The organism is Labrys sp. F242, assembly GCF_057813875.1.
The window spans coordinates 17,531-42,464 of the sequence record NZ_JBVASG010000007.1; the positions used below are offsets into that span (position 1 = coordinate 17,531).

16 protein-coding genes, 3 pseudogenes and 1 other annotated feature are annotated in these 24,934 nt (G+C 57.8%); of the genes and pseudogenes, 10 read left to right on the forward strand and 9 right to left on the reverse strand.

What is annotated here, in order from left to right; translation table 11 throughout:
* Nucleotides 1-46 precede the first annotated feature (46 nt).
* A complete protein-coding gene (locus tag ACZYTC_RS30245; RefSeq protein ID WP_488991296.1) occupies nucleotides 47-262 on the forward strand; it encodes a helix-turn-helix transcriptional regulator in 216 nt (71 codons plus the stop codon).
* 24 nt (nucleotides 263-286) lie between these two features.
* On the opposite strand, the gene ACZYTC_RS30250 is transcribed toward ACZYTC_RS30245, so the two are convergent.
* The gene (locus tag ACZYTC_RS30250; RefSeq protein WP_488991297.1) at nucleotides 287-1,000 is read right to left on the reverse strand and encodes a hypothetical protein; all 714 of its coding nucleotides are present in this window, start codon (nucleotides 998-1,000) and stop codon (nucleotides 287-289) included.
* 141 nt (nucleotides 1,001-1,141) lie between these two features.
* Between ACZYTC_RS30250 and ACZYTC_RS30255 the strand changes: the two genes are divergently transcribed.
* Nucleotides 1,142-1,375: a helix-turn-helix domain-containing protein gene (locus tag ACZYTC_RS30255; protein ID WP_488991298.1), complete on the forward strand. Its 234-nt coding sequence runs from the start codon at nucleotides 1,142-1,144 to the stop codon at nucleotides 1,373-1,375.
* 118 nt (nucleotides 1,376-1,493) lie between these two features.
* Here the strand turns inward: ACZYTC_RS30255 and ACZYTC_RS30260 are convergent, their stop codons facing one another.
* Nucleotides 1,494-2,192 (reverse strand): hypothetical protein, encoded by a 699-nt coding sequence (locus tag ACZYTC_RS30260; protein WP_488991299.1) that lies wholly within the window; start codon nucleotides 2,190-2,192, stop codon nucleotides 1,494-1,496.
* 280 nt (nucleotides 2,193-2,472) lie between these two features.
* Here ACZYTC_RS30260 and ACZYTC_RS30265 point away from each other — a divergent pair, with 280 nt between their 5' ends.
* From ACZYTC_RS30265 to ACZYTC_RS30295, 7 genes are all read left to right on the forward strand, one after another.
* Complete coding sequence (locus ACZYTC_RS30265; protein ID WP_488991300.1) at nucleotides 2,473-7,455, forward strand: hypothetical protein; 4,983 nt, start codon at nucleotides 2,473-2,475, stop codon at nucleotides 7,453-7,455.
* Between the two features lie 481 nt (nucleotides 7,456-7,936).
* Nucleotides 7,937-10,654 carry a hypothetical protein gene (locus ACZYTC_RS30270; RefSeq protein ID WP_488991301.1) on the forward strand — a complete coding sequence of 906 codons (2,718 nt, stop codon included), beginning with the start codon at nucleotides 7,937-7,939 and terminating at the stop codon, nucleotides 10,652-10,654.
* Nucleotide 10,655: 1 nt separating this feature from the next.
* Nucleotides 10,656-11,531 carry a hypothetical protein gene (locus ACZYTC_RS30275; protein ID WP_488991302.1) on the forward strand — a complete coding sequence of 292 codons (876 nt, stop codon included), beginning with the start codon at nucleotides 10,656-10,658 and terminating at the stop codon, nucleotides 11,529-11,531.
* 516 nt (nucleotides 11,532-12,047) lie between these two features.
* Nucleotides 12,048-12,935, forward strand: a complete 888-nt coding sequence (locus tag ACZYTC_RS30280; RefSeq protein WP_488991303.1) for a methyltransferase — start codon at nucleotides 12,048-12,050, stop codon at nucleotides 12,933-12,935.
* Between the two features lie 281 nt (nucleotides 12,936-13,216).
* Complete coding sequence (locus ACZYTC_RS30285) at nucleotides 13,217-13,687, forward strand: Ros/MucR family transcriptional regulator (protein ID WP_488991304.1); 471 nt, start codon at nucleotides 13,217-13,219, stop codon at nucleotides 13,685-13,687.
* 210 nt (nucleotides 13,688-13,897) lie between these two features.
* Entirely contained in the window at nucleotides 13,898-14,149 is a 252-nt protein-coding gene (locus ACZYTC_RS30290; RefSeq protein ID WP_488991305.1) for a hypothetical protein, read from the forward strand.
* Between the two features lie 20 nt (nucleotides 14,150-14,169).
* Entirely contained in the window at nucleotides 14,170-15,843 is a 1,674-nt protein-coding gene (locus tag ACZYTC_RS30295) for a recombinase family protein (protein ID WP_488991306.1), read from the forward strand.
* 240 nt (nucleotides 15,844-16,083) lie between these two features.
* Here ACZYTC_RS30295 and ACZYTC_RS30300 read toward each other — a convergent pair whose 3' ends face one another.
* The 7 genes and pseudogenes from ACZYTC_RS30300 to ACZYTC_RS30330 all read right to left on the reverse strand — a co-directional run bounded on the left by ACZYTC_RS30300 (nucleotide 16,084) and on the right by ACZYTC_RS30330 (nucleotide 23,404).
* The gene (locus ACZYTC_RS30300) at nucleotides 16,084-16,956 is read right to left on the reverse strand and encodes an IS110 family RNA-guided transposase (protein ID WP_488991307.1); all 873 of its coding nucleotides are present in this window, start codon (nucleotides 16,954-16,956) and stop codon (nucleotides 16,084-16,086) included.
* 513 nt (nucleotides 16,957-17,469) lie between these two features.
* Nucleotides 17,470-17,754: pseudogene (locus ACZYTC_RS30305) on the reverse strand (HNH endonuclease family protein); the annotation flags it as partial.
* A 100-nt stretch (nucleotides 17,755-17,854) separates the two neighbouring features.
* A pseudogene (locus tag ACZYTC_RS30310) lies at nucleotides 17,855-19,082 on the reverse strand (IS3 family transposase).
* Nucleotides 18,686-18,802, reverse strand: a sequence feature (AL1L pseudoknot). It overlaps the preceding pseudogene by 117 nt.
* A 323-nt stretch (nucleotides 19,083-19,405) precedes the next feature.
* A complete protein-coding gene (locus tag ACZYTC_RS30315) occupies nucleotides 19,406-19,810 on the reverse strand; it encodes an integrase core domain-containing protein (protein ID WP_488991393.1) in 405 nt (134 codons plus the stop codon).
* Nucleotides 19,795-20,544 (reverse strand): annotated as a pseudogene (locus ACZYTC_RS30320) (IS3 family transposase); the annotation flags it as partial. The pseudogene ACZYTC_RS30320 and the gene ACZYTC_RS30315, both read right to left, overlap by 16 nt.
* 172 nt (nucleotides 20,545-20,716) lie before the next feature.
* Entirely contained in the window at nucleotides 20,717-22,339 is a 1,623-nt protein-coding gene (locus tag ACZYTC_RS30325; RefSeq protein WP_488991308.1) for a GMC family oxidoreductase, read from the reverse strand.
* Nucleotides 22,340-22,345: 6 nt separating this feature from the next.
* Nucleotides 22,346-23,404, reverse strand: a complete 1,059-nt coding sequence (locus ACZYTC_RS30330) for an ABC transporter ATP-binding protein (protein WP_488991309.1) — start codon at nucleotides 23,402-23,404, stop codon at nucleotides 22,346-22,348.
* 103 nt (nucleotides 23,405-23,507) lie between these two features.
* On the opposite strand from ACZYTC_RS30330, the gene ACZYTC_RS30335 reads away from it, so the two are divergent.
* Nucleotides 23,508-24,905 carry an ABC transporter substrate-binding protein gene (locus tag ACZYTC_RS30335; RefSeq protein WP_488991310.1) on the forward strand — a complete coding sequence of 466 codons (1,398 nt, stop codon included), beginning with the start codon at nucleotides 23,508-23,510 and terminating at the stop codon, nucleotides 24,903-24,905.
* The last annotated feature ends 29 nt before the right edge of the window (nucleotides 24,906-24,934 follow it).

Consider the following 24,934-nt stretch of genomic DNA (forward strand, 5'->3'; position numbering starts at 1 on the left):
TAGTCCCAACACCAGTCAGAAACAGCCAGCAGGAGGCAACCCGCCCATGCGTGAACCAGACCGCATCATTCGCATGAAAACCGTGCAGTCGCGAACCGGGCTGTCCCGATCCACGATCTACCGCAAGATCGCCGAGGGGACCTTCCCACCCCGGATCAAGATCAGCATCACCGGGGCGGGTTGGCATGAATCCGAGATCAGCCGATGGGTTGCCGATCCCGTTGGATGGCGCCCGAAGGGCAAGTTCGATGAGTTCTGGTGAAAGCGACGCACGCCCCCAGGCAGGCTATGCCCCAGACCCAGGCCGGCGAGCGCGGGAGGCTTCACGGTCGCTTCCAGGCATGAAGGTATTGGGCTCCATGTCCTGCCCGATGCGGATCAAGTCACGCAGCGCCGAGCGGATCTGCGGCTGGGGAAACTCGGTGTCGTCCTCCCAGATAGTGCCCTCGTGAAAGATCATGTCGAGCTTGCCCGCGATGCCGGCAAGTGAGGTGGCCGCCGTGACGGTCAAGGCATCGACGAGTTCCTGTTCGCGCTCGCCGGCTTCCACCTCCGCCTGCTTGGTGGCCGAGTAGCCAATCTGCTCATCGACCACGTCCCAGCGCACCTGATGCTCGGCCAACTCTGCCTTGGCCTTCGTACACAGGTGAGCCATCTCGGGGGCTGAGCCACAAACGGCCTCGATATCTTCCGGCGAGAAGAATTCCAGCGTCTCACCGCTTCCCGGCAGGCGAAGTGCGGTCCGGGGGAAGCCGATTTCTCGGACAAGCTTCGTCTCGAGCCGCTGCTGCTTGTGGCATAGCGCTTCTGTTCTGAGCGCCGCCGCCTTCCACTCCTTCCACGCCAATAGGGCGGGGTCGGGGCTGTAGGGGCCGGCCATCGTTTCGAAAGCCACCGCTTTGCTCTGGAATGGCAAGCCCAATGTGGCAAACGCCGTACCCATCAGCAGGCGTCGCCGGGTGACGAAAGACAAAGTCGTGCTATGGTCGGAATCATCCATGATCCGAGCTCCTTACCAGCTTAGATTGTGGCTAGGCTGGATGCGTGGTGACACACGTATCCAGCCGCCGTTCACAAGTGGCAGAGTACCAGAGCATTGCGTCAATGATCAATGAAAATCACTACATTGTTGTGAAATTTGATGAACTCAACGCAGTGTAAGATGGCCCGAGCGGCGTTGGGGTGGGGCGTCCGAGAGCTTGCCGCTCGTGCAAATGTCTCAACTCAGACGGTGGTCCGCTTCGAACGGGGGGAGCAGCTAAAAAGTCAGACCGTGGGCAATCTGCAAAGTGTAATGGAAAACGCCGGAATAGAGTTTATTCCAGAGAACGGCGGTGGCGTCGGAGTGCGTTTGAAAAAAGACTTTATCGGCTGAATAAGAGCGCCGTCAGCTTACCGTGGCGTTTCCAGAATATGAAACCTAGATGTGATGGCATTGATTTATTTTTTCTTGAAATAGGCACGATTTGAATTGAGATTTTTATTTAGTCTAATTAGTGCTTTTCTATATCCTTCTTATTATTCCATCCATACATCACAATATCTCTGATCGAATCTGTTTTTATTACCCTAATATCATCGTTAATCAAAAATATGGTATGATGAGATAGCAGCATAATGATTCTTGTATTATAATAAGTACGATCCTCTGTGATAATATAGGAATTTAAATGGTCATTATACTTTGTATATTGGGCCATGACATTGGCTGTATGTGTCAAAATAAGTATAATTTGAAGCCCCATCTGCGGTGTAATAAGGGACGAAAGCGCAGATATGTTGGGAGGGGCGTTTATAATGTCCAGTGCTACCCATATCGTCCACATCAACAAAACGATGACCGATATCTGATAGTCGCTTAGCCTAGAACCAGTTATATAGTTTATAAATAACGTTAAAATCAAATAACTCAATACGGGCATAGAATATACAATTAGTTCAATAATCACGTGTAAGTTTTTCTTTTTCATCCATCTACACATAATAACCCAATAATAAAATAACAATACATAACTTATTACAAAGCTGACAAGCACAATTGCAATTTTAATTATATCTGTATATTCTATTAGCCATACAAGACTCCAGCTAAATTTCGATAAATAAATAACTATAAAATACAGAGATAAAAAACCGCCACCAAATGTCGCAAGAGCGGTAATCGCGGCAAGATTCTTGTTTATATATTCCATGGCTGATCACTTCCTGAAATCTCGACGCTGATGTGAACTTTATCGCCTAGCCAAATAGGCAGCATACCACTAGTTATTTTGCAATCCATCCGCTATATCTAGCTGTGAATGAAGCTCCCACATCTCATGAACTCGTATGTGCAATAGTACATCCGCCGGAACGTCCTCCGCGGCAAGTCCTTCTGCGAGCGGGCCGACTGGTGCGCTGTTCGAGGGGCAGGTCGGCGCGCATTACCTGTTGACTCTTCTCGCAGACGCAGATCCTCGGGGACTGCCGGGCATGTCAATCGAGCGCGTCGAACTCCAACGCGCAGGGGAAGGATATCCACTCGACGATGTAGTCATCCAGGGCATAACGCGTATTGGCGAGCCCGCGACGCTTGAAGTGCAGGTCAAGCGAACGATCAAGTTCACTCGGGGCGACGCCGTGTTCAAAGACGTCGTCGCGCAGCTGGCTCGGGCCTATGCCAGGCTTGATCTTTCCCATCAACGCCATCAGTTCGCCGTCGCGACCGAGCGTAACTCATTCAAGATCACCGGCGCCTACCAGGACGTTCTTCGATGGGCTCGAGAGATCAGCTCGCCAACCACCTTCATCGCACGGATTGACCGTAAGGGCGTATGCAACGACGACATGCGGAGCTTCGTGGCAACCGTCCGCGCCCATCTTGCGGAGTTCGGCTGCGCCAATGATGATCAGACGATCTGGCAGATCCTCCGACGCTTTCAGATCCTGCCATTCGACTATGATGCACCGGGCTCACAGTCACTCGAGCTGGCCATCGAACGGTCCCGCAGCGTCCTGGAACCTGACGAGGTCTCTCGAGCGAGCGGCTTTTGGAAAGCATTGACCGAAACCGCCATTCGAACCGCTGCGTCAGGAGGGGATCTGGACCGCAGGCGCCTGCTCGAAACGCTCACGAATGTCGACAGTTTCCGCGTGCGCGGATCGCTTCGAAACCGCTTGGCGAGAGAGACGCTATCCGATGCCGCCTCCCTGACCGCCGCCGATCTTCGCTGTGATATCGCCGGCGTAACTCTGGCGCGCTCAGCCCAACTGCAAGCTGTCCGTGAATCGAGAGCTATGGGTCGCTATATCGAGATTCAGGGCGGTCCCGGCGTTGGGAAGTCCGGGGTCCTGGGGATGCTTGTCCAACAGACCCTTCGCGAAGCCAACGCCATTGTGCTTTCACCTGAACGAACGACACCCGGAGGCTGGCTGGCGTTCAAGACCGCGCTGGGCGTGGATGCAAGCCCAAAGGCCTTTCTATCCGATCTTGCCAGCGACGGCGGTGCCGTCTTGTTCGTGGACAGTCTCGATTTCTTCGATGACGACAGCAAGCGCAAGACCGTGGTCGATCTGGTACGCACTGCGGCCGACATCCCGAATTTTCAGATCATCGTCACAGTAAGAACCGGCTTTGATAAGGATGAGCCAAATTGGTTGCCGTCTGATGTGCTGGATCGCTTAGGCCGCGCCTCGCCTGTCGTCATCCAAGATATCGGTGAGCAGGAGCTCGATGAACTGAAAGAGGCCAAACCGGCTCTGCGAGCGCTCCTAGCGGACGATCACCCCGCCCGGCCGATTGCCCGCAACTTATTCCGCTTGTCCCGGTTGCTCGATGTGCAGGGCCCCACGGAAGATCTACGGTCCGAAGTCGATCTTCTCGAGCGCTGGTGGACAACGGCCGACGGCGCACCTAGCGGACGCCGGGAGCGCGCGCGACTTCTGAGCGACCTCTCCGAGGGTGCGCTTGGAGGTGTCGATTACCTCACGACCCAAGCCCCGCCGGCCGCGGTGGAATCCTTGGTCTCGAGCGGAACTCTGCGCGAGCTAGCCTTGGACCGGGTCACTTTCCGACATGACGTGCTGCGCGAGTGGGCAATAGCCCGGCTCCTGCACGGTGACCCCTCCGCGGTGGACCGCCTGCCTCTTTCCCAAACTGCCGCGGCGTCGTTGGTTCGGGGCGTTGAGCTTGGAGCTCGGCTCTCGCTCGAGCGTTCGTCGGACGCTCGGTCCTGGGTCAGCTACCTGGATCGGGTCAGCGTGCCGGGCGCACATCCGTCTTGGCGTCGATGGTCGTTGTTGGCGATCCTTCGTTCGGAGCATGGCTTCGCCCTCCTGGATCAGGCGGCTGCCTCGCTTTTTGAACAGGACGGGGCACTTTTGCGTGAATTGATCCGGACTACGATCGCGGTCGAGGCGCGTCCGCTTGCGGACATGTTGGCAGAAAAGGGGGGCGGGCTGCCCGCGATTCCCGCCGGCATCTATGGGCCGGCCAACATGTCCTGGGCCACTTTGGCGTGTTGGCTCATCAAGCGACAAGCCGACCTCCCGATCCAGGCCTTGCCCGACATCGTCGAGCTTTTCCAACATCTCTCGATGTCGACGTTCCTGCGAGGCGAGCTCACGCAGCTTATCGCACGCTCACTCGCGGACTGGCTCGACGAGATCGAGGGGGCTCGAGAGCACCGCCTGTTTGCCCAGCCTGAACCACGCTTTAAAGCGGACTTCAGATACCATGAGCTCGAAAAGCTAGCCGCGGACGTCCAGCGGGCCTTCGCTCTCATGGCGATCAGCGTACCTGAACGGGCCCAGCGCTATCTGCTCGGCGTAATAGGACGGAACAACACTTATACGATCCGCAATCTCATGAAGTTCAGAGGTACCCTGGCCCAGGCGGCGCCCGTTGAACTTGCAGAGCTCACCATTCTCGGCCTCATCCCAAAACCCAAGGATTATCCGGCCAACCGGCGATCTCACGACACTATTTTCAGCCATCTCGATTCTGACTTCCTGCCGAGCTCGCCGGCACAAGGCCCGTTTTGGGATTTGCTCAATGCGGCCCCGCAACAGGGCCTGGCGCTCATACGACGCCTGGTCGAGCACGCCGTCTCCTGCATCGGCACAGGACAGGAGCCCGGCAAAGACGGGGTCACCCTCGTATTGTCGTCCGGGCCTCGTTTCTTCCCGTGGGAGCGCACTTATGATTGGTCGCGTGGCTCTGGCTGCCTGTTTGCGGTCGAATCAGGGCTGATGGCGCTGGAGGCTTGGTCACATATGCGCATGGAGCGGGGCGACCCGCTTGCTCAGATCATCGACGATATCCTCGGTCCGGACGGTACGCCCGCCGCCTTTCTTCTGGTGGCGGTCGATATCCTGATCTCGCACTGGCCGCAGACAATGCCGGCGGCCTTGCCGTTTCTCTGCTCTCCTGAGCTGTTGTCCTTGGATCATGTTCGCTTTGCGCGCGATTGGCTGCCCGGTTTGAACCCGTTGGACTTTGGTGCCGTCGGGCCAAAGGAACCTGGCGCAACAATTCGCCTTGCCGATATCAGCGAGCGGCCTTCGCGACGAGCAGCCCTGGAGAATCTCCTGGGTGAATTCGCGCACAGCACGGACGCCGATGGTACAGGGCTCCGCGTGCTCCTTCAGGCGGCCGCCGAGCGGCTTGAAGAGCCCCAACCGGGCGATACCTTAGTAGAGCCCCGGCTCATGGTGCGGCGAGCGCTCAACGCAATCGATCCAGCCAACTGGCACACGGAGAATGGCGAGCGAATCTATGTGCCGCCCCCCGATGAACTGGTGCACATCGCAGATCTTCAAGTCAGGCACTCTGCTGAAAGCTTGGATTTCAGCATAGATTTGGCGCTTCGCAATCTCCTGGAGCATGTGGATCACTCCAATCCTGAGCTTGTGGAACGTGCAGTTGCTCATGCCAGACGCTTGCAGTCGCTCGACAACGACGTGGCTGAGGACGTTTTGCGTTCTCGAATGATTGCGATCGTCTCGGCCGCCATGATTACCGCCCGGGACGGCTCCGATCCGTTCCTTGGCGAGCATGAGGACTGGGTACGACAGGCGTTTGCGACAGCACTTGCCACCACGGCGCCCGATATTGCGTCCAGCATGTGCGAGGGAATTCGTTACAATCCGATCAGCATTGCCACGCTCGGTCTCATCCACCTATGGCGAAGGAAACAAAGTGACGCCGATCGAGATGCATTGCTGGATCTGGCTGGTCGTGACACCAGCGAAGCCGCGCAAGGGTTTGGAGCCGGTCTAGCCATCATCCGTCAGCGTGATCGGCGCCTCCTTCGAGCGGCCCTCAGATGTGCAATGACGGCCCAAATCAAGCCGTTCCGCCGAGGGGATAGCCCAGAGGACCAATCGACTGACCAGGCTCAACATAGAAGGAGAGTTGAAGCAGCCATCGCGGCCGAGCGCGCCTGGTTGCACGGCCACACCGGCGAGCCGATCTGGCCAGCCCTGCCGGCACCCGCCATACGCACCCGACCGGGGGTTCGGATTGGAACTGCGCCAATCGAAGCTCGAACGGATCGTCAAGCAGGGCCCGAAGAGCTATTTCATAGCCAGGCTGGGGCTCTGTGGGTTCGCCAGCTCACGGGTGCTTTTGATCCGGAAGATCGCGACTGGCTGCTGGTATTCGTCAACGCCTATGCAGATTGGACAGCCAGGGCGAATGGATCCGAATTCGAACGGCACGCCGACGTTGAAAACCGCTTCGATGGTTGGAACGACGTCTTCTATCGGCTGGTCGCACGTGCCCTCTTGAAGCTGGGTCCGGGGGATGCCGTCACCGAAGTCAGCCGGTTGATCGACGTTCCCGACAGGTCGGTTTTCGACATCGTCCCGGTGCTGGTCCCAAGCATCGACGATCTTTATTTCAATGGTCACGGACTAAATCGCGAGACAGCGGTTCAAATTCGCGATCACCTCGCCGATCGCCTGATGCAAAGCCATGATTGGCACCGGGAACAGGAGCGATTGGAGCTTATGGTCGAGAGCCGGATTGGTCCGGCAATCGCAGCCTTGTTTTTCAACCACTACAATCCGTTTAGCGGATCCAATTGCTATCTGTTTGCAACGGCCGTTGACCAGGTTGACGCATTCCTCCCAAAACTCAGCCAGTTGATCGAGACGGGCCCCGTCCCGTTCACTGCGATCCTGACAATGAATTTGCTCGAGGTGTCTCACGCGCCCAGGCATGCCGGCTTCTTCCTCAGCAGCGCTCTTGTTTGGCTCAGGCGCCAGCCTGACAATACAGGCTTATGGGTCGAAGTCGGTTTGGGGAAGCGCCTGGCTCTGTGGATCGAAGTCCTGATGTCATCTGACCCGTCGGTTCGCTCAGCAAGCCATCCGCTCCGGCCGCGAATCGATGACGCCCTTGCCCGGTTGGTCCGAGCCGGCGTTCCGGAAGCTCATAGGATCGAGCGCGAGCTCGCCAACGACATTCCGTAAGGAAATCACCGGTGACCAGGGGGGCGCCATGCAGGGCACAGTGAGCTCATGTTGGATGCCATGCCCAAAGCCTTGTTCGATGTCCGTCCAACCGAGCGCATCACGCGCTTGGATTGCGTTCCGGTAGGCAACTTGGAGCGGATTGCCTAGTGGTAATACGGTCTTTGCAAGCCACAAGTGTAAAGCCTGCAACCCAAGGTACTTGTAGAGTTTCTGCCATTTCTTGAAACAGGTACGAATCGATCGAATTAATTGTGACTCGCGGAATGAAATAGTTGCGACCCGACGTGAGCGTTGGCTCCAAGGCTCCCAATTGCGGCCTTGGCAGTCACGACTACGTCACGCAAGCGGCTGCAGGTTTCCCTTTCGATGAACTGCCTTGACCTACAATGGTCAGTGCTGATGGCAGGGGGACTGAGAAAGCATTAAAATACCACAGGATGATCAAGGCTGTTATTAAATCGGAACGCGGGGGCGTGCGATGGCTGATGAAAATGACGCAATTTTTCGATCGCTGCAGTCTGCCGATGTGGGGATAACGCTAGAGCCGGAAAAATCAAAGAAGGGAATATCGCTTAACTTCTATCGATCTCGTGCCGTCAGATTCGATTGGGCAGCGATCCTCTCCGGCAATAGCCCGCCATATAGTTACCCTAACGACGATTTTTCGTATTGTCGCAAGCTGTTTGAAACGTCATGGGGATATCCAACGCAATCGCCAACAGCTGCAGAATTAGGAGATTTGCCCGGCCCCAGGCTTTTTTCGGTTGATCATGATGACGCGAGGGACACCGTGTTTATCGCTTACGGGTTAGGCCCGGATCAACTTCCGCGTACAAACGTCCTTTTGCCGCTGAATTCTCCACCCGTTGAGCTCACGAGATGTTTTGCCATAGATGCAAAGCCCGGGCAGACAATCGATTTTCAATCCTTTTCGACCGACGCGAAGTACGCTTCTTTTTGGGAAGACGTCCTTAGATTTCGTATGCCTAACGGCCTCGAAGCCGAGGCGATCGGCATTTCTCAGACGATTACTTCAGTCGAAGTTTTGGACCTTTCGGCCGATCAGATATTGACGAGATATCGGCAACTGAACTCGGCAAGAACGCTTGCGACAGAATTGGCCGCATCTGCCAGCAAACTCCTCTCTGTTCCCGACGGCAAAGGTTTGGACGTGGAAGCTGTTGGCGATCTTTTTTCACAATATCTTGCAATGACGGACCCAAAAGAAGATGTCCAAGGGCGACTGCGCGATTTGCAGCAAGCTGCCAAAGACAAGGGCTACGTCCTTGCAATTGAGGACGGGACGACGGTCACGCCGGGAGCAGGAGGCTCTCCGATTGTTTTGAAGGCAGGCGAGCTTTTGCAGAGGACGCGGGACACCGCGAACATCGAGATTGGGTTCAACCGAATAACGCTAACTTTGACCCAGTCCCCAAAGTTCATCGATGATGGATTAACCCAGGTGTCACTCGACTATCTCCAGTCTGCATCTTCATTGACGGAGGAAGTTAATCTTAAGATAACTGGAAATGACGCATTGATAGCAGCCACGGAGGCGAGACTTCAGATGTCTAGGGTCAAAAGTTATTTTTTTGACCTGGAAGGAAACGAGTATAAGACTAACAATGGCGAACTTCTTGAAGATGTACTTGATAAATGTAACAAGGACGATTATTTTCGAAGAGCAACCGCAATCTGGATCCCTCTTTATATACAGTCTATAACAAAAAAGCGCCAGAAATCGGCTTACATGGTCATTCGAGGACCCCTTCCTGGGATCACGCCATGCCGACTACCTCAGTTGTTTATTGACGAAGAAGCCGCACTCGAACTTTCATGGACCGGGGCGAAGCTGGGTGAGTTAGCCACGAGCGTAGCTCTTGCGCCGGGCGAGGAGCGCACCATCACACTCGAGCAGACCGTTTCGCGTTCGCGGGAGGAGAAAACCTCCGATGAGCAGGTTTTGGACAGCGACCAAAGCTTTTCTTCTGAGTTCGCGACCGAAGTGGAGCGCGAGAGCAAAAATACCGTGAACATGAGTACGTCGACCAACTGGAGCGCAAGTGCAGAAGGAAGCGCCTCATTCTTCGACATTTTCTCCGCCGGTGGCTCAGCATCCGGAGGGCAGACTTGGACAAAAACTGCAGAAGATTTCTACAAAACCCTTGCAAAATCGGGGAGCAAATCAGCTTCTTCGTTAAGTAATAAAGCGAGGCGTGAAGTATCAACTTCAAGCACTACGCGTATCGAGGAGCAGCGCGTAGAAAAGACCAGCATGACGCTTACAAACATAAATGATGGCAGGGCACTTTCCATTCTACTTTATCATTTGTCGAACATCTACGCACAGGTGCCAATTGTAAGAGATCTTCGGCTTGTTTCGATACCCGGAATTCCGAAGGTTGAAGGAATTATTCTAAGGTGGCCTAGTGTATATCACCGCTCGGAAGTTGATAAAGCGATAAGCGGCCTGATTTTGCCTTCGCCCAGCTTCGTTGCAAGCGATATGACCAAATTCAAATCCTTGGCTCGGTATTTTGACCAATGGATTCAATCAGTCCACCATTTGATTTTGGCCGAATATACGATCGGTACATCCATATCCCCGGCAGCGATCTTAAAGCCGATGACCACCGTTTCTCTCGCGGGAAGCCCGACCAATGATGAAGGCGAAGTTGCGAAAAGACTGAAAGAACTCGTCAAGCAATTGTCCGGCATCACCAAACCAGGCAAGGATCTACATCTCGAGTTGCTGGAAATTACGACCCCGGCGCTGTTCGCCGACTGTGTTGTTGGAGCAATGAGGGGGACCGAACCGTACTCAGAGGCCATGAGACAACGAGAAGTTCGCGGACGGGATGCCCAAATTGCCCTTACCCTTTCAGGCGCGCTGTTGCAGACGGCTCAGGCTAGGAGAGCGGGCCAAGGCAAGTTCAATGAGGTTGATAATATCAGACGATCGGACGATCTGAAGTCTATCGTATTCACAACCAAGTCCGCTCCAACGGAAGGCCGATGGTTGCTTTATGTGGATGGTACCCAGGAAGGAAAGCTCGACGTTTCAAACGCAATGTCGGCCGCCAAGAAGATGGAGTTCACATTTAAATCGGCACAGCCGTGGATTACGGAAGACGAAAGCAATCTCGCATTGATGCTGCACCAAACTACTAACGAAACGATTACCGTGCTGGTGTAATATGTCGTTGCGAATTCCACTGGGCTTTCCTAACTCGGCGTCAACAAATTACCCGACGCGTCCGGAAGATCAGTGTTATTTTATCACTCCGCCGGCGAATATCGACCGCGGGCTTTATGTACCTGGCGAGAACGTCCAGGAATCCCAGGGCGTTTTTGAGTGGCTTATTGAGAATCCGGGACGGCAGATCCCGAAGGATGTTATTCCGCTTCATAGTGCGTTTCGAGAGCTGAGCTTTGTAAGAGACGGATACTTGCAAGACGTGCGGGCAATCACCGACGAGTGGAAGGCCGCAGGAAGCCCTATGAGCGGGCCGGATGCGGAGCGTCTAGCACGGAAATTGTCGGATGCTCGCGCGGCCGCCCGGCAGGCCGCAAGAAGTCGTTCAAGAATACCAACGGTAGCTTGGGAGGCCGTCGACGGAGGTAGAGAGTTGGTTCGCACAGGTAGCCTAGCGGAGGTAAAGACCTCGCTTCAAACCGGGAAGAATTCGATTGTGCGAAATCGTCTCGCCAAGGGTGAATTTGCGCTAGTCGCAGAAAAATCAGGCGTAGCGAATGGTCGTTTAGGCCCGACGGCGGTGAGTGTTGCGAAGCGCATTCAGCCGTGGCTTAACCGAGCCACTATAATACTAATCGCTGTGGATCTCGGGTATAGCGGCTATCGTATTTTCACTGCGGAGAGTAAGGAGGAGCAGCTCAAAGCTTTGGCTCATTTTGCCGTCTCGGCAACTACTGCTGCTGCAGGCGCGCTTTGCGTTGCAACGCCATTAACCGGCTTAGCTGGCGTAGCTGCGTGCGTTGCGCTCCCTGTCGCCGCGGGATTAATTCTGGACTACAGGATTGATAACTCAAACCTCCAGCAAATATTGCCGTGAGGGAGTTGGTCCCCGCAAGAGGCAGTGCGCACGACACTAGTCATTAGGCGCGATAAGCCGGATGTGCGCCGGAGGGCTTGCATGGTCACTGCAGGTAGCGCTCTTCTTATCCATCATTTCGAACGTCCGTACTATGTGCGTTGCACATGTCATTCCTCGAAATAACTGCGACTGGATTTCATCTAGGGAACTCTGTGAAACAGACGGATTCCGCGAAGAAGCCGCAGTCATTCCCAATATCTCCACGCTGGGGTGAGCCCTAAGCAATAATTCTGCGAGGATAGCCGCTTCAGTATCTTCTTAAACCATATCGGCATTTGCATGGATTGCGAGTGGCGCTGCGTGAGCCGCGAGCATCTGCCTCCCGTTGTGAAGTGCGCGGGGAGGGAGAACGCTGCTCTCCCTCCCCAGCAAGCATGAACTGGGGTCTCCCCGAAATTCTGTTCGCTACGCTCAGACAATCTCGCCGCCGATAGAGGCGGCCCCCTGCGGGCGGGCGAAACCCCTCCCCAGTTCATGCTTGCCCCCCACCCACACGCTGTTCCGCACGAGCTCGGGAAGCAGGCGGGCACCTGCTTCGCCGATCCAGGGAAGGGCAGCAAGATGGGCAAGTTAAGCAAAGTCGAGATGAAAGCACACGCCGAGGCGGAAGCCGTATTGAGGAAGGATGTGCTGAGCGAGGACGAGAAGGATTTCGTCCTGGAGAACTGGCATCCGGCGGCAGAGAACAATGTCGCGGCGGCTGGCGTGTTCTTCACGCCCACGGACCTCGCAGCTGATTTTGCCCTTGAGCCGGGGTGCGGCCGGGTGATCGACTTGTGTGCTGGCATCGGCGGTCTCGCCTACTGGGTTCAGCAGCGTGCCAAATGGCGGGGTGAGGTGGAACTGACCTGCGTCGAGATCAATCCTCGTTTCGTCGAGATCGGCCGCAAGCTGTTGCCGGAAGCCAGATGGATTTGTGCCGACGTGCTCGACTGGCGGAACTGGTGGAAGGATGAACTTGAAGGAGCCATGTTCGACTGGGCGATTGCCAATCCGCCCTTCGGCAAGGGAATGACCTCAGGCGATCGTCGCGGCTTCAAATCCTTCGAGTTCGCCGTGATCGATATCGCCTCTCAGATCGCCGACAATGGCGTATTCCTCTTGCCGCAAAACTCGACGTCGTTTCGCTATTCCGCCCGTCCATGCTTCGAGCGGCTGACCTCAGGGCCGGGCGTCGAGTTCGAGCAGCGAACTGGCTTGTTGATGGACTGCGGCATCGGCATCGACGCCAGCATCTATCGCGATCAATGGCGCGGCGTTGCTCCCTTGTGCGAGATCGTCACCATGGAATTCGCCGAGTGGCGGGAACGTCGTCGGGTGCGCGCTCTGGCCGACGGTTGTAGGCAGCTTGTCTTGCTTTAGGAAGAGCGGTCGATGTTCGGGAACAGTCGAACGTAAATCGAATGTTCTCCGATCACCGATGTTTGTCTTGAATTACACGCAAAGAGCGAGTGATAGAGGTGAATTCCAGTAAGTTCTGAATATCGACGGAAATTACTGGGATGATTGGATAAAAGACCTTTACACAAGCCCGCAATTGCCTGAGAATCTTAGCCAGCGCAGCGATCGGGTCCACAAGGCTGCGTTAATAAAGAAAAAACGTCATTCACTTCGACATCGCCACAACAAGAAAGTGATTGAACATGCTTGAGGAAGACACTAGTCTGATCGACCTGACCGCCGACATCGTCTCAGCCTATGTCGCCAACAATCAGGTTGCCACCGCTTCCCTTGCGGATTTGATCCGTACGGTGCACGGAAGCCTCACCGGTCTGAACAATCCCAAACCGGTCGAAGCCGATACGCCGCTAAAGCCCGCCGTCCCGATCAAGAAATCTATCACCCCGGATTATCTGATCTGTCTGGACGATGGTCGCAAATTCAAGTCACTGACGCGGCACCTTCGAACTGCCTATGACCTGACACCGGTGCAGTATCGGGAAAAATGGGGCCTGCCGAGCGACTATCCCATGGTTGCTCCCAATTACTCGGCCCAGCGTTCCCGGCTGGCCAAGGAACTCGGGCTTGGTCAAATCCGTCAGAAAGCCAAGGCCGCACCACCGCCGCCACCGCCTCCCGCTCCAAGCAAAGGCAGAAGGAAAAAGGCGTCGTAGCGGCCTTGGCGCCAGACATGTCGATTTGCGAAGGCCTGGATGAACGAGATCAAGGCTCTCCAGCCTCGCTTCCGGCGGGTCTGGCGTATGAGGCAAAACCGCAATTTGCAAGTCATTGCACGCCATGGCCCTACGCCATGAACTTCGTGCTTTCCTTTGTTCATTGAAGGCATCTGATGGCAGGTCGATCCATTGTCAGGAACGACCGCCATGGAAGAAGAAACCAGGACAGGGCCGGCACCTTCGGCCCCATCCAACGACAATCCCGATCTCGGCGGCTCCCACCGTGCCGGCGAGGACAGCGACCCCGCCAAGCGGGATCGCATCGTGCTTGAGATTGCACGCTCGATTGGCCGGCAGTTGGCCCGGGAAGCGTTCGAGAAACACAAGGCGGCCAACGACAATCGGCCCGGTCGCCGAAAGGAAGAGGGCAGGGGGAAGAAGGATGATCCCCCACAGTGAAAGAGAGAGGTTGATCCGCCATGACCCGTGTTGCGCTCTATGCCCGCTATTCCTCCGATAGCCAGAGGGATGCCTCCATCGAGGATCAGGTCCGCCTGTGCTGCGAGCAGGCGACGCGCGAAGGCTGGAGCGTGACCGGGACCTATCAGGATGCGGCGATCTCCGGCGCCAGCACCATCTTGCGGCGGGGCATCCAGCAATTGGTGCGTGACGCCCAGCGCGGCCAGTTCGAGATCGTGCTGGCCGAGGCGCTCGATCGCATCAGCCGCGACCAGGCCGATGTCGCCACCCTGTTCAAGCACCTTAAATTCGCCGGCGTCACCATCGTGACCTTGGCCGAAGGGGAAATCAGCGAACTGCATGTCGGCCTCAAGGGCACCATGAATGCCCTGTTCCTGAAAGACCTCGCCCTCAAAACCCATCGAGGCCTGCGGGGCAGGGTGGAGAAGGGCAAGGCGGGGGGAGGGCTGTGCTACGGCTATCGAGTGGTGAAGAAGCTCGATGCCGAAGGCGAGCCCATTCGCGGTGACCGCGGGATCGTACCGGAGGAAGCAAAGATCATCCGCCGCATCTTCCGGGAGTTCGCCACGGGTAAGAGCCCGAAGGCCATTGCCGTCGATCTCAACAAGGAAGGCATTCCCGGCCCGCTTGGCCGGCACTGGGGCGACACCAGCGTGCGCGGCCATGTGATCCGGGGCACCGGCATCATCAACAATGAACTCTATACAGGCGTGCTGGTCTGGAACCGCCTGCGCTTCATCAAGGATCCGACCAGCGGCAAGCGCGTCTCGCGGATCAACCCGCCCGCCAAGTGGATCCGCACCGAGGTGCCGCATCTCAGGATCGTCGAGGACGTGCTCTGGCTGGCCGTGAAGGAAAGACAAAAGGTCATCGCCAGCAAGTTCGAGGCGGTGACCATCGGCATCCGCAATGCCAGGGCTAAGAGGCTGCACACCATGAAGCGGCCAGTGTCTCTCCTTTCCGGCCTGCTCACCTGCGGCTGCTGCGGCGGACGCTATGGCCTGTTCACGAAAGAGCGTTTTGGCTGCCTCAACCATCAGCGCCGGGGCGTCTGCGACAATGGTCGTACCATCACCCGCGAGAAGATCGAGGAACGTGTTCTTTCCGGTTTGAAGGAAAGATTGGTCTCGGGTGATGCCGTGGCGGAGGCGGTGAAAGCCTATGCCCAGGAGACCAACCGGCTCAACCAGGAGCGCCGCGCCCAGAGCGAGCAGGATCGCAAGGCGCTCGACAAGATCGAGCGCGCCATCGCCGGCATCATGGCGGCGATCGAGGATGGCCTCTACCAGCCGACTATGAAAGCAAGGATGGAGGACCTGGAGCGCCAGAAGGCCGAGATCACTGAGCGCTTGGCTCAGGCTCCTACCGATGTTCCCGACCTGCATCCCAACATCGCCAATCTCTATCGCAAGCGGGTGGAGCACTTCACGCAGGCGCTCGCCGATGACGAGGGTGGGCGTCAGGCCGCTGAGGCTCTGCGCTCGCTCATCGGTCAGATTGTGCTCACGCCGGGCGAGAAGCGCGGCGAGATCCATGCCGAGCTACGCGGTGAGCTGTTTGGCATTCTCGAATTCGTCAATCCTGAACGAAATCAAAGGGTTGGTGATGTTATGATGAAAGCCGTTGCGGGCCCCCGCAACCAAATCGCATATCAAAAACCCCGATCGAGATAATTACTCGGTCGGGGTTTTTGCGTTCCAGGGATATGGCAAGGATCCCAGCCAGATCGCCGCGGACGTCGATCTGAAGTTCGCCGTTCTCTGGCGTCAGCACGATCTCCTTTATCAACGAGCGGATCCGCTCGGCCGCCATATGCGATATGTCCCTGGGAATCGTCGTTGAGCGCAGCATAGAGATGCTCGACCTGGATCCGGTAATGCTTCGTCATGTTGGGATGTAGCAAAGGAGGTGGTTCAGCGGCGTCTTCGAGAAACTGCTGCACGACGGAACTTTGCGCACAGACGGGTCTGCGCCTTCCAGGCGATGGCCCGGATATGATCGGGCAGTCCGGCATTGCGTTCTCGCAACGCTCGTCCCTCTCGTGCAGGGTAGCGGTAATGCCACGCCGATTCGATCAACATGGTGCGGGCGGCGGCGTTGCCGGTCCGGGTGAGTTCACCCCGCCTGGTCCGCGTTCCGCTGGAATGCTCGGGCGGTACGAGGCCCAGCCAGGCCATCAACTGCTTCGGACTGTCGAACCGATGCAGATCGCCGATCTCCGCGACGAGCGTCACGGCCGCGATGAACTTGATGCCGCGCAGCGACTGAAGCGCTGTGACGATCGGCGAGAGCGGCCAGTCCGTGACCGCTTCCGCAAGCACCTGCTCCAGGCGCCGGCAGCGCTCCTCCAGTTCCTGGATGCGTCGTTTGTATTCCTCATAGACGAACTGCTGGTGGGGAAAGGCAAAGAGCTGATCCGACAGCCAGCGCCAGTGCGCCTTGCCCCATATGGCCTTTCCCGGAAAGCGGCGGTCGTGCCGCAGCAGGAAGCTCTTCAGCGTGTTCTTTGCCGACACGATGTCCTGCTTCACCTGCCGACGCGCCCGCACCACATCGCGGATCGCTTCATGCGCTTCGTCCGGAACCCAGACGGCGGCGAGTGCGAGTTTGCCGGCGCGCAAAAGCCGGGCCAGCGTCTGGGCATCGCGCCGGTCGGTCTTCACCCGATCGTTCGGCCGTTGCGGCATGGAGGATGGCGAGATCACAACACAATCGATCCCGAACCTCTTCAAGAAGCGATAGATGGCGAACCCGCAGGGACCGGATTCATAGCAAACCCTCAGCATCGCACCGTCTTTCCCGATGCTCGTCAGCGCCTTCCGCAGTTGGCAACAGTTCCAAAAAACCGGACCTCCCGGTCGCTCCCTTCGTCAGCAACCGCAATCGATATCGTATCCCGATGAACATCAAGGCCGATGTATTTCGTTGAAATGGTCATATCTGCTTCCTTCCAGTGCACGTTTCTCAACGCGCAACATCCAGAAGGCCCCAGACGCGGGGCAAGTGACCATCATTGGGTCTCTAAAATGATTTCCGAAAGTCGGCTGGAACTATTTGAAATCACAAGAAGATTCTCGTGTGAGGCATGTTCGTTTGCCCTTACACGGCAGCGCGCTAGATGGAATTAACGAGGCGCGAACGCTAACCTACCCGGATTTCGGCGAATAGAGGAAAGGCCCCTGCTTGCTGCAAAGCGCCTGGCTCAATGAAGAGGAGTGCGTCGTCCGAGATTGGCATCCAGTTCGGCTGTGTTCGACAAAGTGTTCGCCCGATACGGTCGCGCCCGCTAGTTACGGCGCTTACGGGACAAACACCTTTACGGCCATGTTTACGAGTGATTTCGTGCGTGCATCGACGGTTGAAGCCGTCCACTTAGTGTTTGCGCCAATATCCCGATTGAGTTTCAGATTTGAAGCTTTCAATACGGTGCGCTTCTCTGCATAAGACTTATTGGCGGCGGCATCATTGTCATTCGGGCCGAAGATCGTCAGATTGCCAATGGTGTGTTTGACCTTTTCCAGAGCGGCGACTTTGTCAGTTCCCTTTACTGACTGCGGATAGACGTGCTCCAATGTCGTGTTCGAGAAGTCGAATACCCGCGTTTTATCCTTGCACTTTGGAACACCCTGGGCACCTTGCTCATACTGAACCGCCCCTGGTTTGCCGGAGGCCGTTTTGTTTGAGTCACGCTGCCATGGCTGGTTCGCTCAGCATCGCGTAGTAGAGTTCTTCGGCTTCGGCCGGCGGGATGTTGCCGATAGGCTCCAGCAGGCGGCGGTTGTTGAACCAGTCGACCCAGGTCAGCGTCGCGAACTCCACAGCCTCGAAGCTTCGCCATGGTCCGCGCCGATGGATGAGCTCTGCTTTGTAGAGGCCGTTGATCGTCTCGGCGAGAGCGTTGTCGTAGCTGTCGCCCACACTGCCGACGGAGGGCTCGATACCGGCCTCGGCGAGGCGCTCGGTGTATCGAATGCTGACGTATTGAGAACCTCTGTCGGAATGATGCACGAGGCCACCCCGGTGCACAGGTCGGCGCTCGTGCACAGCCTGCTCAAACGCATCGAGCACGAAGCTCGCATGGGCTGTCCGCGACACCCTCCAACCGACGATCCGCCGAGCATAGGCATCGATCACGAAGGCGACGTAGACGAAGCCCGACCAGGCCGAGACGTAGGTGAAGTCCGAGACCCAGAGCCGGTTTGGCGCCGGTGCATGGAAGACCCGGTTGACATGGTCCAGAGGGCACGGTGCGGCCTTGTCCTGGATGGTCGTGCGGATCGGCTTGCCACGAATGACACCTTGCAGGCCGAGGTCGGCCATCAGGCGTTCGACCGTGCAGCGGGCAACGTCGAACCCCTCGCGCAACATCTGCCGCCAGACCTTGCGCGCGCCATAGACCTCGAAGTTCTCACCGAACACACGCTCGATCTGCGGCTTCAGCTCCAGGTCCCGCTTCGCCCGAGCCGACAGCTTCCCCGGATCGATCCGTTTGGCGACATACTCACGATAGGTTGACGGGGCGATCGGCAGCACCTTGCAGATCGGCTCGACCCCATAGGCCCTGCGGTGATCGTCGATGAAAGCGATCATGACCGGCGTCGGCGGTCGAGCTCCGCCTGGGCAAAATACCCCGACGCCTTGCGCAGGATCTCGTTCGCCTGCCGCAGCTCCCGATTCTCGCGTTCGAAGGCCTTGAGCTTGGCCACCATGTCCGTCGTCAGCCCAGACTTGCGACCGCTCTCGACCTCGGCCTTCTTCACCCACTCGTTCAGCGTCTGCGCCGTGCAGCCGATTTTGCTCGCGATCGACGTGATCGTCGCCCAGCGCGACGGATGCTCGGTTTCGTGATCCAGCACCATCCGCACCGCGCGCGCACCTCAGGCGAGAACTTGTTCGTCGTCTTGCTCGTCATAGCCCCATCCTCTCAGGAATTGGGGCCTCCGACAAACCCGGGGCGGTTCAAGATGCTAAGTCTGGTCTAATTTTTCTCGCTCAAGTTGAGAGCGTTCACCACCACGGTGCAAAGAGACTCGGCGATCCAATCTTCAAACCCCCAGCCCCGGAAAGCCGGGTCTCTTTGACACCCAATTATTCCGCATTCACGTGAACCTTGGCCAGGCTGGACGATCCGAGGGCCTGAGCGGATGCTGGGTTGAGATCGACAATCCGTCCTCTGATGAAGGGGCCGCGACCATTGACACGGCAGACGATCGATCCACCAGTGCGCAAGCAAAATCACCCTGAGATGCGAGCCGAACCTGTGGATTGTACCCCTCTGGTGAGACAAAAAGTTTGGGTGACAGGGGGCGTACTGTTTGAGTTTGACGCGGGTGGGTTCAACTGCCGTTCGAAGTCGACCGGGGATTTGTAGCCAAGGGCCGAGTGGAGCCTCTGGCGATTGTAGGTGGTCTCAAGGAAGGGGCCAATATTGCGGCGCGCCTCCTCGATTGTCTGGTAGTTTTTGGAGTCGACTTCCTCCTTTTTCAAAGTCTTCATGGAGCTTTCGGCCTGAGCGTTGTCGTAGGGACTGCCTGGCGCGCTCATGCTCGGGCGGATGGCGTGATCCTCCAGCTGCTTAAGGTAGTCGGTGCAGGCGTATTGAATGCTCCGGTCGAAGTGATGGATTAGACTTTGGGGCAGCGGCTTCCTTGTGCAACCTGTTCAACCAGTGAATGTGACCTGCCACTGAGTTTTCGTCCAGCGGCGATTAGAGCCTCGGCCGTTTCTGTTACGCCGTGAGGCGCGGATTTGGCAACCGGCGAACCGGTTGCGGCGAGGACCTCAGCGAAGGCCACCGGGGTCTGATAGCCAAGTGAGGAGTGCGGCCTCGTGGTGTTGAAATCCCCGACCCATTCAGCGATGACGCTGCGGGCATGGTTGAGGTCGAAGAACAGGCTCTCGTTCAAGAGCTCGTCGTGCATTCGCCCGTTGAAGCTCTCGACGTAGCCGTTCTGCATCGGCTTGCCGGGTGCGATGTAGTGCCACTCGACGTGATGATCCTTCGACTAGGCCAGGATAGCGTTCGAGGTGAGCTCCGTGCCATGGTCGGAAACGATCATTCCCGGCTTACCGCGCCGAGCGATCAGGTCGGTCAGTTCACGGGCAACGCGACGGCCGGAGATCGAAGTGTCGGGGATTGCAGCCAGGCATTCCCGCGTCACGTCATCGACGATGTTCAGCACCCGGAAGCGCTGCCCACAGGCAAACTGATCATGTACGAAGTCCAGCGACCACCGCACGTTGGGCTTCGCCTCGACCAGGATCGGTGCTCGCATTCCCACCGCTCATCGCCGGGCACGGCGCTTGCGGACCGTCAGCCCTTCTTCCCGGTAGAGCCTATAGACGCGATTGACCCCTGAAGGTTCGCCCTTCCGTGAACCGCTTCCGTTTCATTCGTCCGTCCTTCAATCAGGGCCGGACTCTAATCAAATGTGGAGGAAAAACTCAGTGGCAGGTCAATGCGTCGAACTGCATCCACATTGGTGTCGACAGTCATTGATCCTCCTTTGCCGACAACCAGGGCCAGCCTTTCGATATTCGCCGGTGTCAGGCGATTTTCTGGTGCATGTGACAAATCAAACCGGCGGCCTTGTGCGCGATCGCCATTGCCGGTGCGTTGGTGTTGCCGCTGACGATCGACGGCATCACCGAACAGTCGATCACATGCAGGCCGCCGATCCCGCGCACCGTGAGTGCCGGATCGAGGACGGCCATGCGGTCGTCCTCGGCGCCCATCTTACAGGTTCCCACCGGATGGTAGTTGGTCTTGACCATGCGCTTGGCATGGGCATGCAGCGCCTCGTCGCTGACGGCTTCCTTGCCGGGGACAATCTCGTCGGCGATCATGCCGGCCAATGGCTTCTGGGCAACAAAGCCGCGCGTGGTTCTCATGCCTTTGAGCATCATTGCCATGTCGGTTGGATCGCGGAGGAAGCCGCCGTCGATCACAGGCGGATCATCAGGATCGGCGGAACGAATGCTCACGCTGCCGCGAGACTGGGGGCGCAGCAGGCAGCAAGTCATGGTCAGCCCGTCGCAAGCGTCAACGCCCGAGACGTCGCGGTCGACATACACGGTCGGCACGCAGTAGATCTTCAATGTCGCGTCGGCCTGCGGGTCGTCGGGGTTAACGAAGGCGCAGGCCTCGACGCCGATGGTCGCGACCGGGCCGGATCTGAAAAGCAGATATTGCAGCCCGTTGCGGATCATGCGCCAGCCGCGATCCTCGCCGAAATAGCCGTAACGGCCGTTGCTTCTATGGATCACCGGCACTTCGCAGTGATCCTGAAGGTTCTGACCGACACCTGGCAGATCGCAGACGACGGCGATGCCAAGGCCGCGCAGCAGGTTGGCATTACCGATTCCCGACAGCATCAGCAGCTTTGGCGTGACGTAAGTCCCGGCTGCGAGGATGACGCCGGAATTCGCATGGATGCGTTTGCGCTCGCCATTGTGGTGGACCTCCACGCCCTTCGCGCGACCGCCTTCGACAATCACCCGGTCAACCTTGGCATGCGTCCGCAACTCGAACCGGGGATCGTCCAGCACCTGCGACAGGAAAGCATCGACGGCACTGCAGCGTCGCCGGTCAGGTCCGATGGTGGACTGCATGTAACCGACGCCGCGTTGACGGCCAGCGTTGAAGTCGGGATTGAACGGCTCGCCGGCATTCTGGACCGCGGCCACGAAAGCGTCGGTCAAAGCCGCGCGATGGAATGGCGCCGAGACATGCAACCGGCCTTCGTTGCCGTGAAAAGGCGCTCCCAGGTGATCATTCTTCTCCAGCGCCCTGAAATGCCCGAGCATGTCGTCCCACGACCAATCGTGCCCGGTGCCGAGCGTGCGCGCCCAATTGTCATAGTCGCCGCTTTGGCCCCGCATATAGACCATGGCGTTGACCGATGATCCTCCGCCGAGAACACGCGCTTGCGGCACAATGGTGCTGCGTCCGCCGATCTGCGGCTGCGGCACCATCTTGTGCATGTCGAGATAGGTGTCGCGTGCCAGATATTTCATATATCCCGCAGGCATGTGCATGATCGGGCTGATGCGATCAGCGCCGGCTTCCAGCAACAAGACCTTGGCACCGAATTCGCTGACCATGCGCCAGGCTGCGACGCAACCCGAACTGCCGCCACCGACGATGATGTAATCATAATCGTTGCTCATCTTTCGTCAGGCCGGGCGCAGACGCTTTTCGGTCGCGGTGTCGAAGAAGAAGATATGGTCGCGGTTGAGCCTCAGAAACACCGTCTCGCCGATCGTGATCTGGCGGTCCGCGCCGGTGACGGCGCAGAAAAGATCGTCACCGGCCTTGACTGAAACCAGCCTGTTCTGGCCGACGAATTCGGTCGCGAATACCGATGCTTCGATGTCGGCATCGGCCTTGCCCGCCACGGTCACATCGTCCGGGCGAATGCCGAGCGTGACGTCGCCGCCGAGCGAAACCGGCAGCCCATCGATCCGGATGGTACCGGACTGGAAAACGCCGTTGACCATGTCGCCACGCAAGAGGTTCATTGGCGGCGAACCGATGAAGGCTGCGACGAACAGCTCCGACGGGTCGTTATAGATGCGCTCGGGCGTGTCGAGTTGAACGATGCGCCCGCCATGCATCACGGCGACGCGCGTTGCCAGTGTCATCGCTTCGATCTGGTCGTGCGTGACGTAGATCGTCGTCGTTTTGAGATCGTGGTGAAGATGCTTGAGCTCAGCGCGCATCGATACGCGCAGCTTGGCGTCGAGATTGGAAAGCGGCTCGTCCAGCATGAACAGGCGCGGCGTCCGCACGATCGCCCTGGCCAGCGCGACGCGCTGCCGCTGGCCGCCAGAAAGGGCCCGCGGCTTGCGGTCGAGCAAGCTCTCAAGATGGACCCTGCGCGCGGCCTCGCCGACGCGTCGCGCACGCTCCTCCGCCGGGACCCGGCGCAACCTCAGGGGGTAGCCGATATTATCGGCGACGCTCATGTGCGGATAGAGGCCGTAATTCTGGAATACCATGGCGATGTCGCGTTCACGCGCCAGTTTGTTCACGACCGATTCACCGTCGATGCGGATATCGCCTGCCGTCGCCGTCTCCAGTCCGGCGATTATGCGCATGGTGGTGGTCTTGCCGCAGCCGGAAGGGCCGAGCAGTACCAGGAATTCCTCATCGCGGACATGCAGGTCGAGGTTCTGGATGACGCGCACCGATCCCCAGCTCTTTTCCACCTTGGACAGCACGACGTCGACCAAAGGCTCTCTCCCGATTTCCGTTCTTGACCTCTAATAACTCCGATAATATGACTATTCAAGCCATGAGATGAAAATTGCAGAACCGGGTGCCAGGGAGGATGTGATGAGCAATCTGAAAATGCCTGTTGGAGGCCTGCACCTGTCGATCGACCGTCGATCGTTCCTCAGGGCAACATCGATACTGGCTGCAGCCGGCGTAATCGGCCTGCGCAGCGGCACGCCGCTGCATGCGGCCGAAAACACGGCTGAACTGGTCAAGCTCTACGCCAATGCCAAGATCGACTGGCAGAAGGAGAAGGGCAAAGCGATCGTTCTCGGCGGGCTCGAGCATCCCTGGATGAATGCGCTCACCCCGTTGATTCCAGTCTTCACTGCTTTGACCGGAATCGAGGTCAAGGCCGACAAACAGTCGGAGACGGAATTCACCGCGTCGATGCCGGTCAAGCTTGGCGGCGGCAGTGCTACACCCGATGTCTTCATGATCTGGGCGCTCGGCCAGGCGATTTCGGCGAGATGGCTGGAGCCGATCGATGCCTTCCGTTCGAATGCGGCGCTTTTCGACGCCGCCTGGTACGACGATGACGATATCTTCTCGTCGGCTCGTTCGTTCGAGAAGTGGAGCGACGGAGCCTCCTACGGCCTTGCGATCACCGCCGAGGCACAGACCCTGTTCATGAACAAGGCGATGCTTGATAAGAAGGGTTTTACTGCGCCGGCATCGATGGACGACCTGTTGAAGCTGGCAACGGCGCTTAAAACCGACGATGTCGCCGGTATCGCCATGCGGGCGAAACCAACGGGCGACGCTGCCCCTTGGGCGCTGGCCGGCTTCGTCTTCTCCTATGGCGGATCCTACGTGACACTGGACGGCAAATCCGGACTGGCGCTGCCAGAATCTATCGCTGGGCTGGACATGTATGGCAAACTGTTGCGCGAAGCTGGACCGGTCGGCATTTCCAGCTATCACTGGATGGAATGCCTGAACGACTTCATGCAAGGGGCGCTGGCGATCGGCTGCGATTCATCAAACTTCGCCACCGATATCGAGGACAAGTCCAAGAGCACCGTCGCCGGCAACACCCTGTTCGGCGTGCTGCCGGCCCCGGCCGGCAAGCCCGCCAAACCGAACATGTGGCACTGGATGGCCGGCATCAACGCCAGGTCGGCCAACAAAGAGGCAGCGTGGTTGTTCTTGATGTGGGCGACATCCAAGCAGACTTCCGCGCTGGCCGGCGCTGCCGGCCTGGCCACGCCGCGCAGTTCCGCTTGGCAGACCTCGGCCTTCCGCGACCGTTTCGGCCCGCAGGCGGCGGATGCCGCGCTCAAGAATCTGCAGGCGGCTGATGGCGACCTTTTCAAGGCCGCCTGGTTTCATCCAAAGGCGGCTGAGATCCTCGATGCCGTTGGCATCGCCGTCAATGAAGTCGTTACCGGCAGCAACGATGCGGCGAAGGCCTTTGCGGATGCGGACGGCAAGATCAAGCAGGTGCTCGGCGCATGAGCTCGGATCGCCGTGAAGGATCCTGGCTC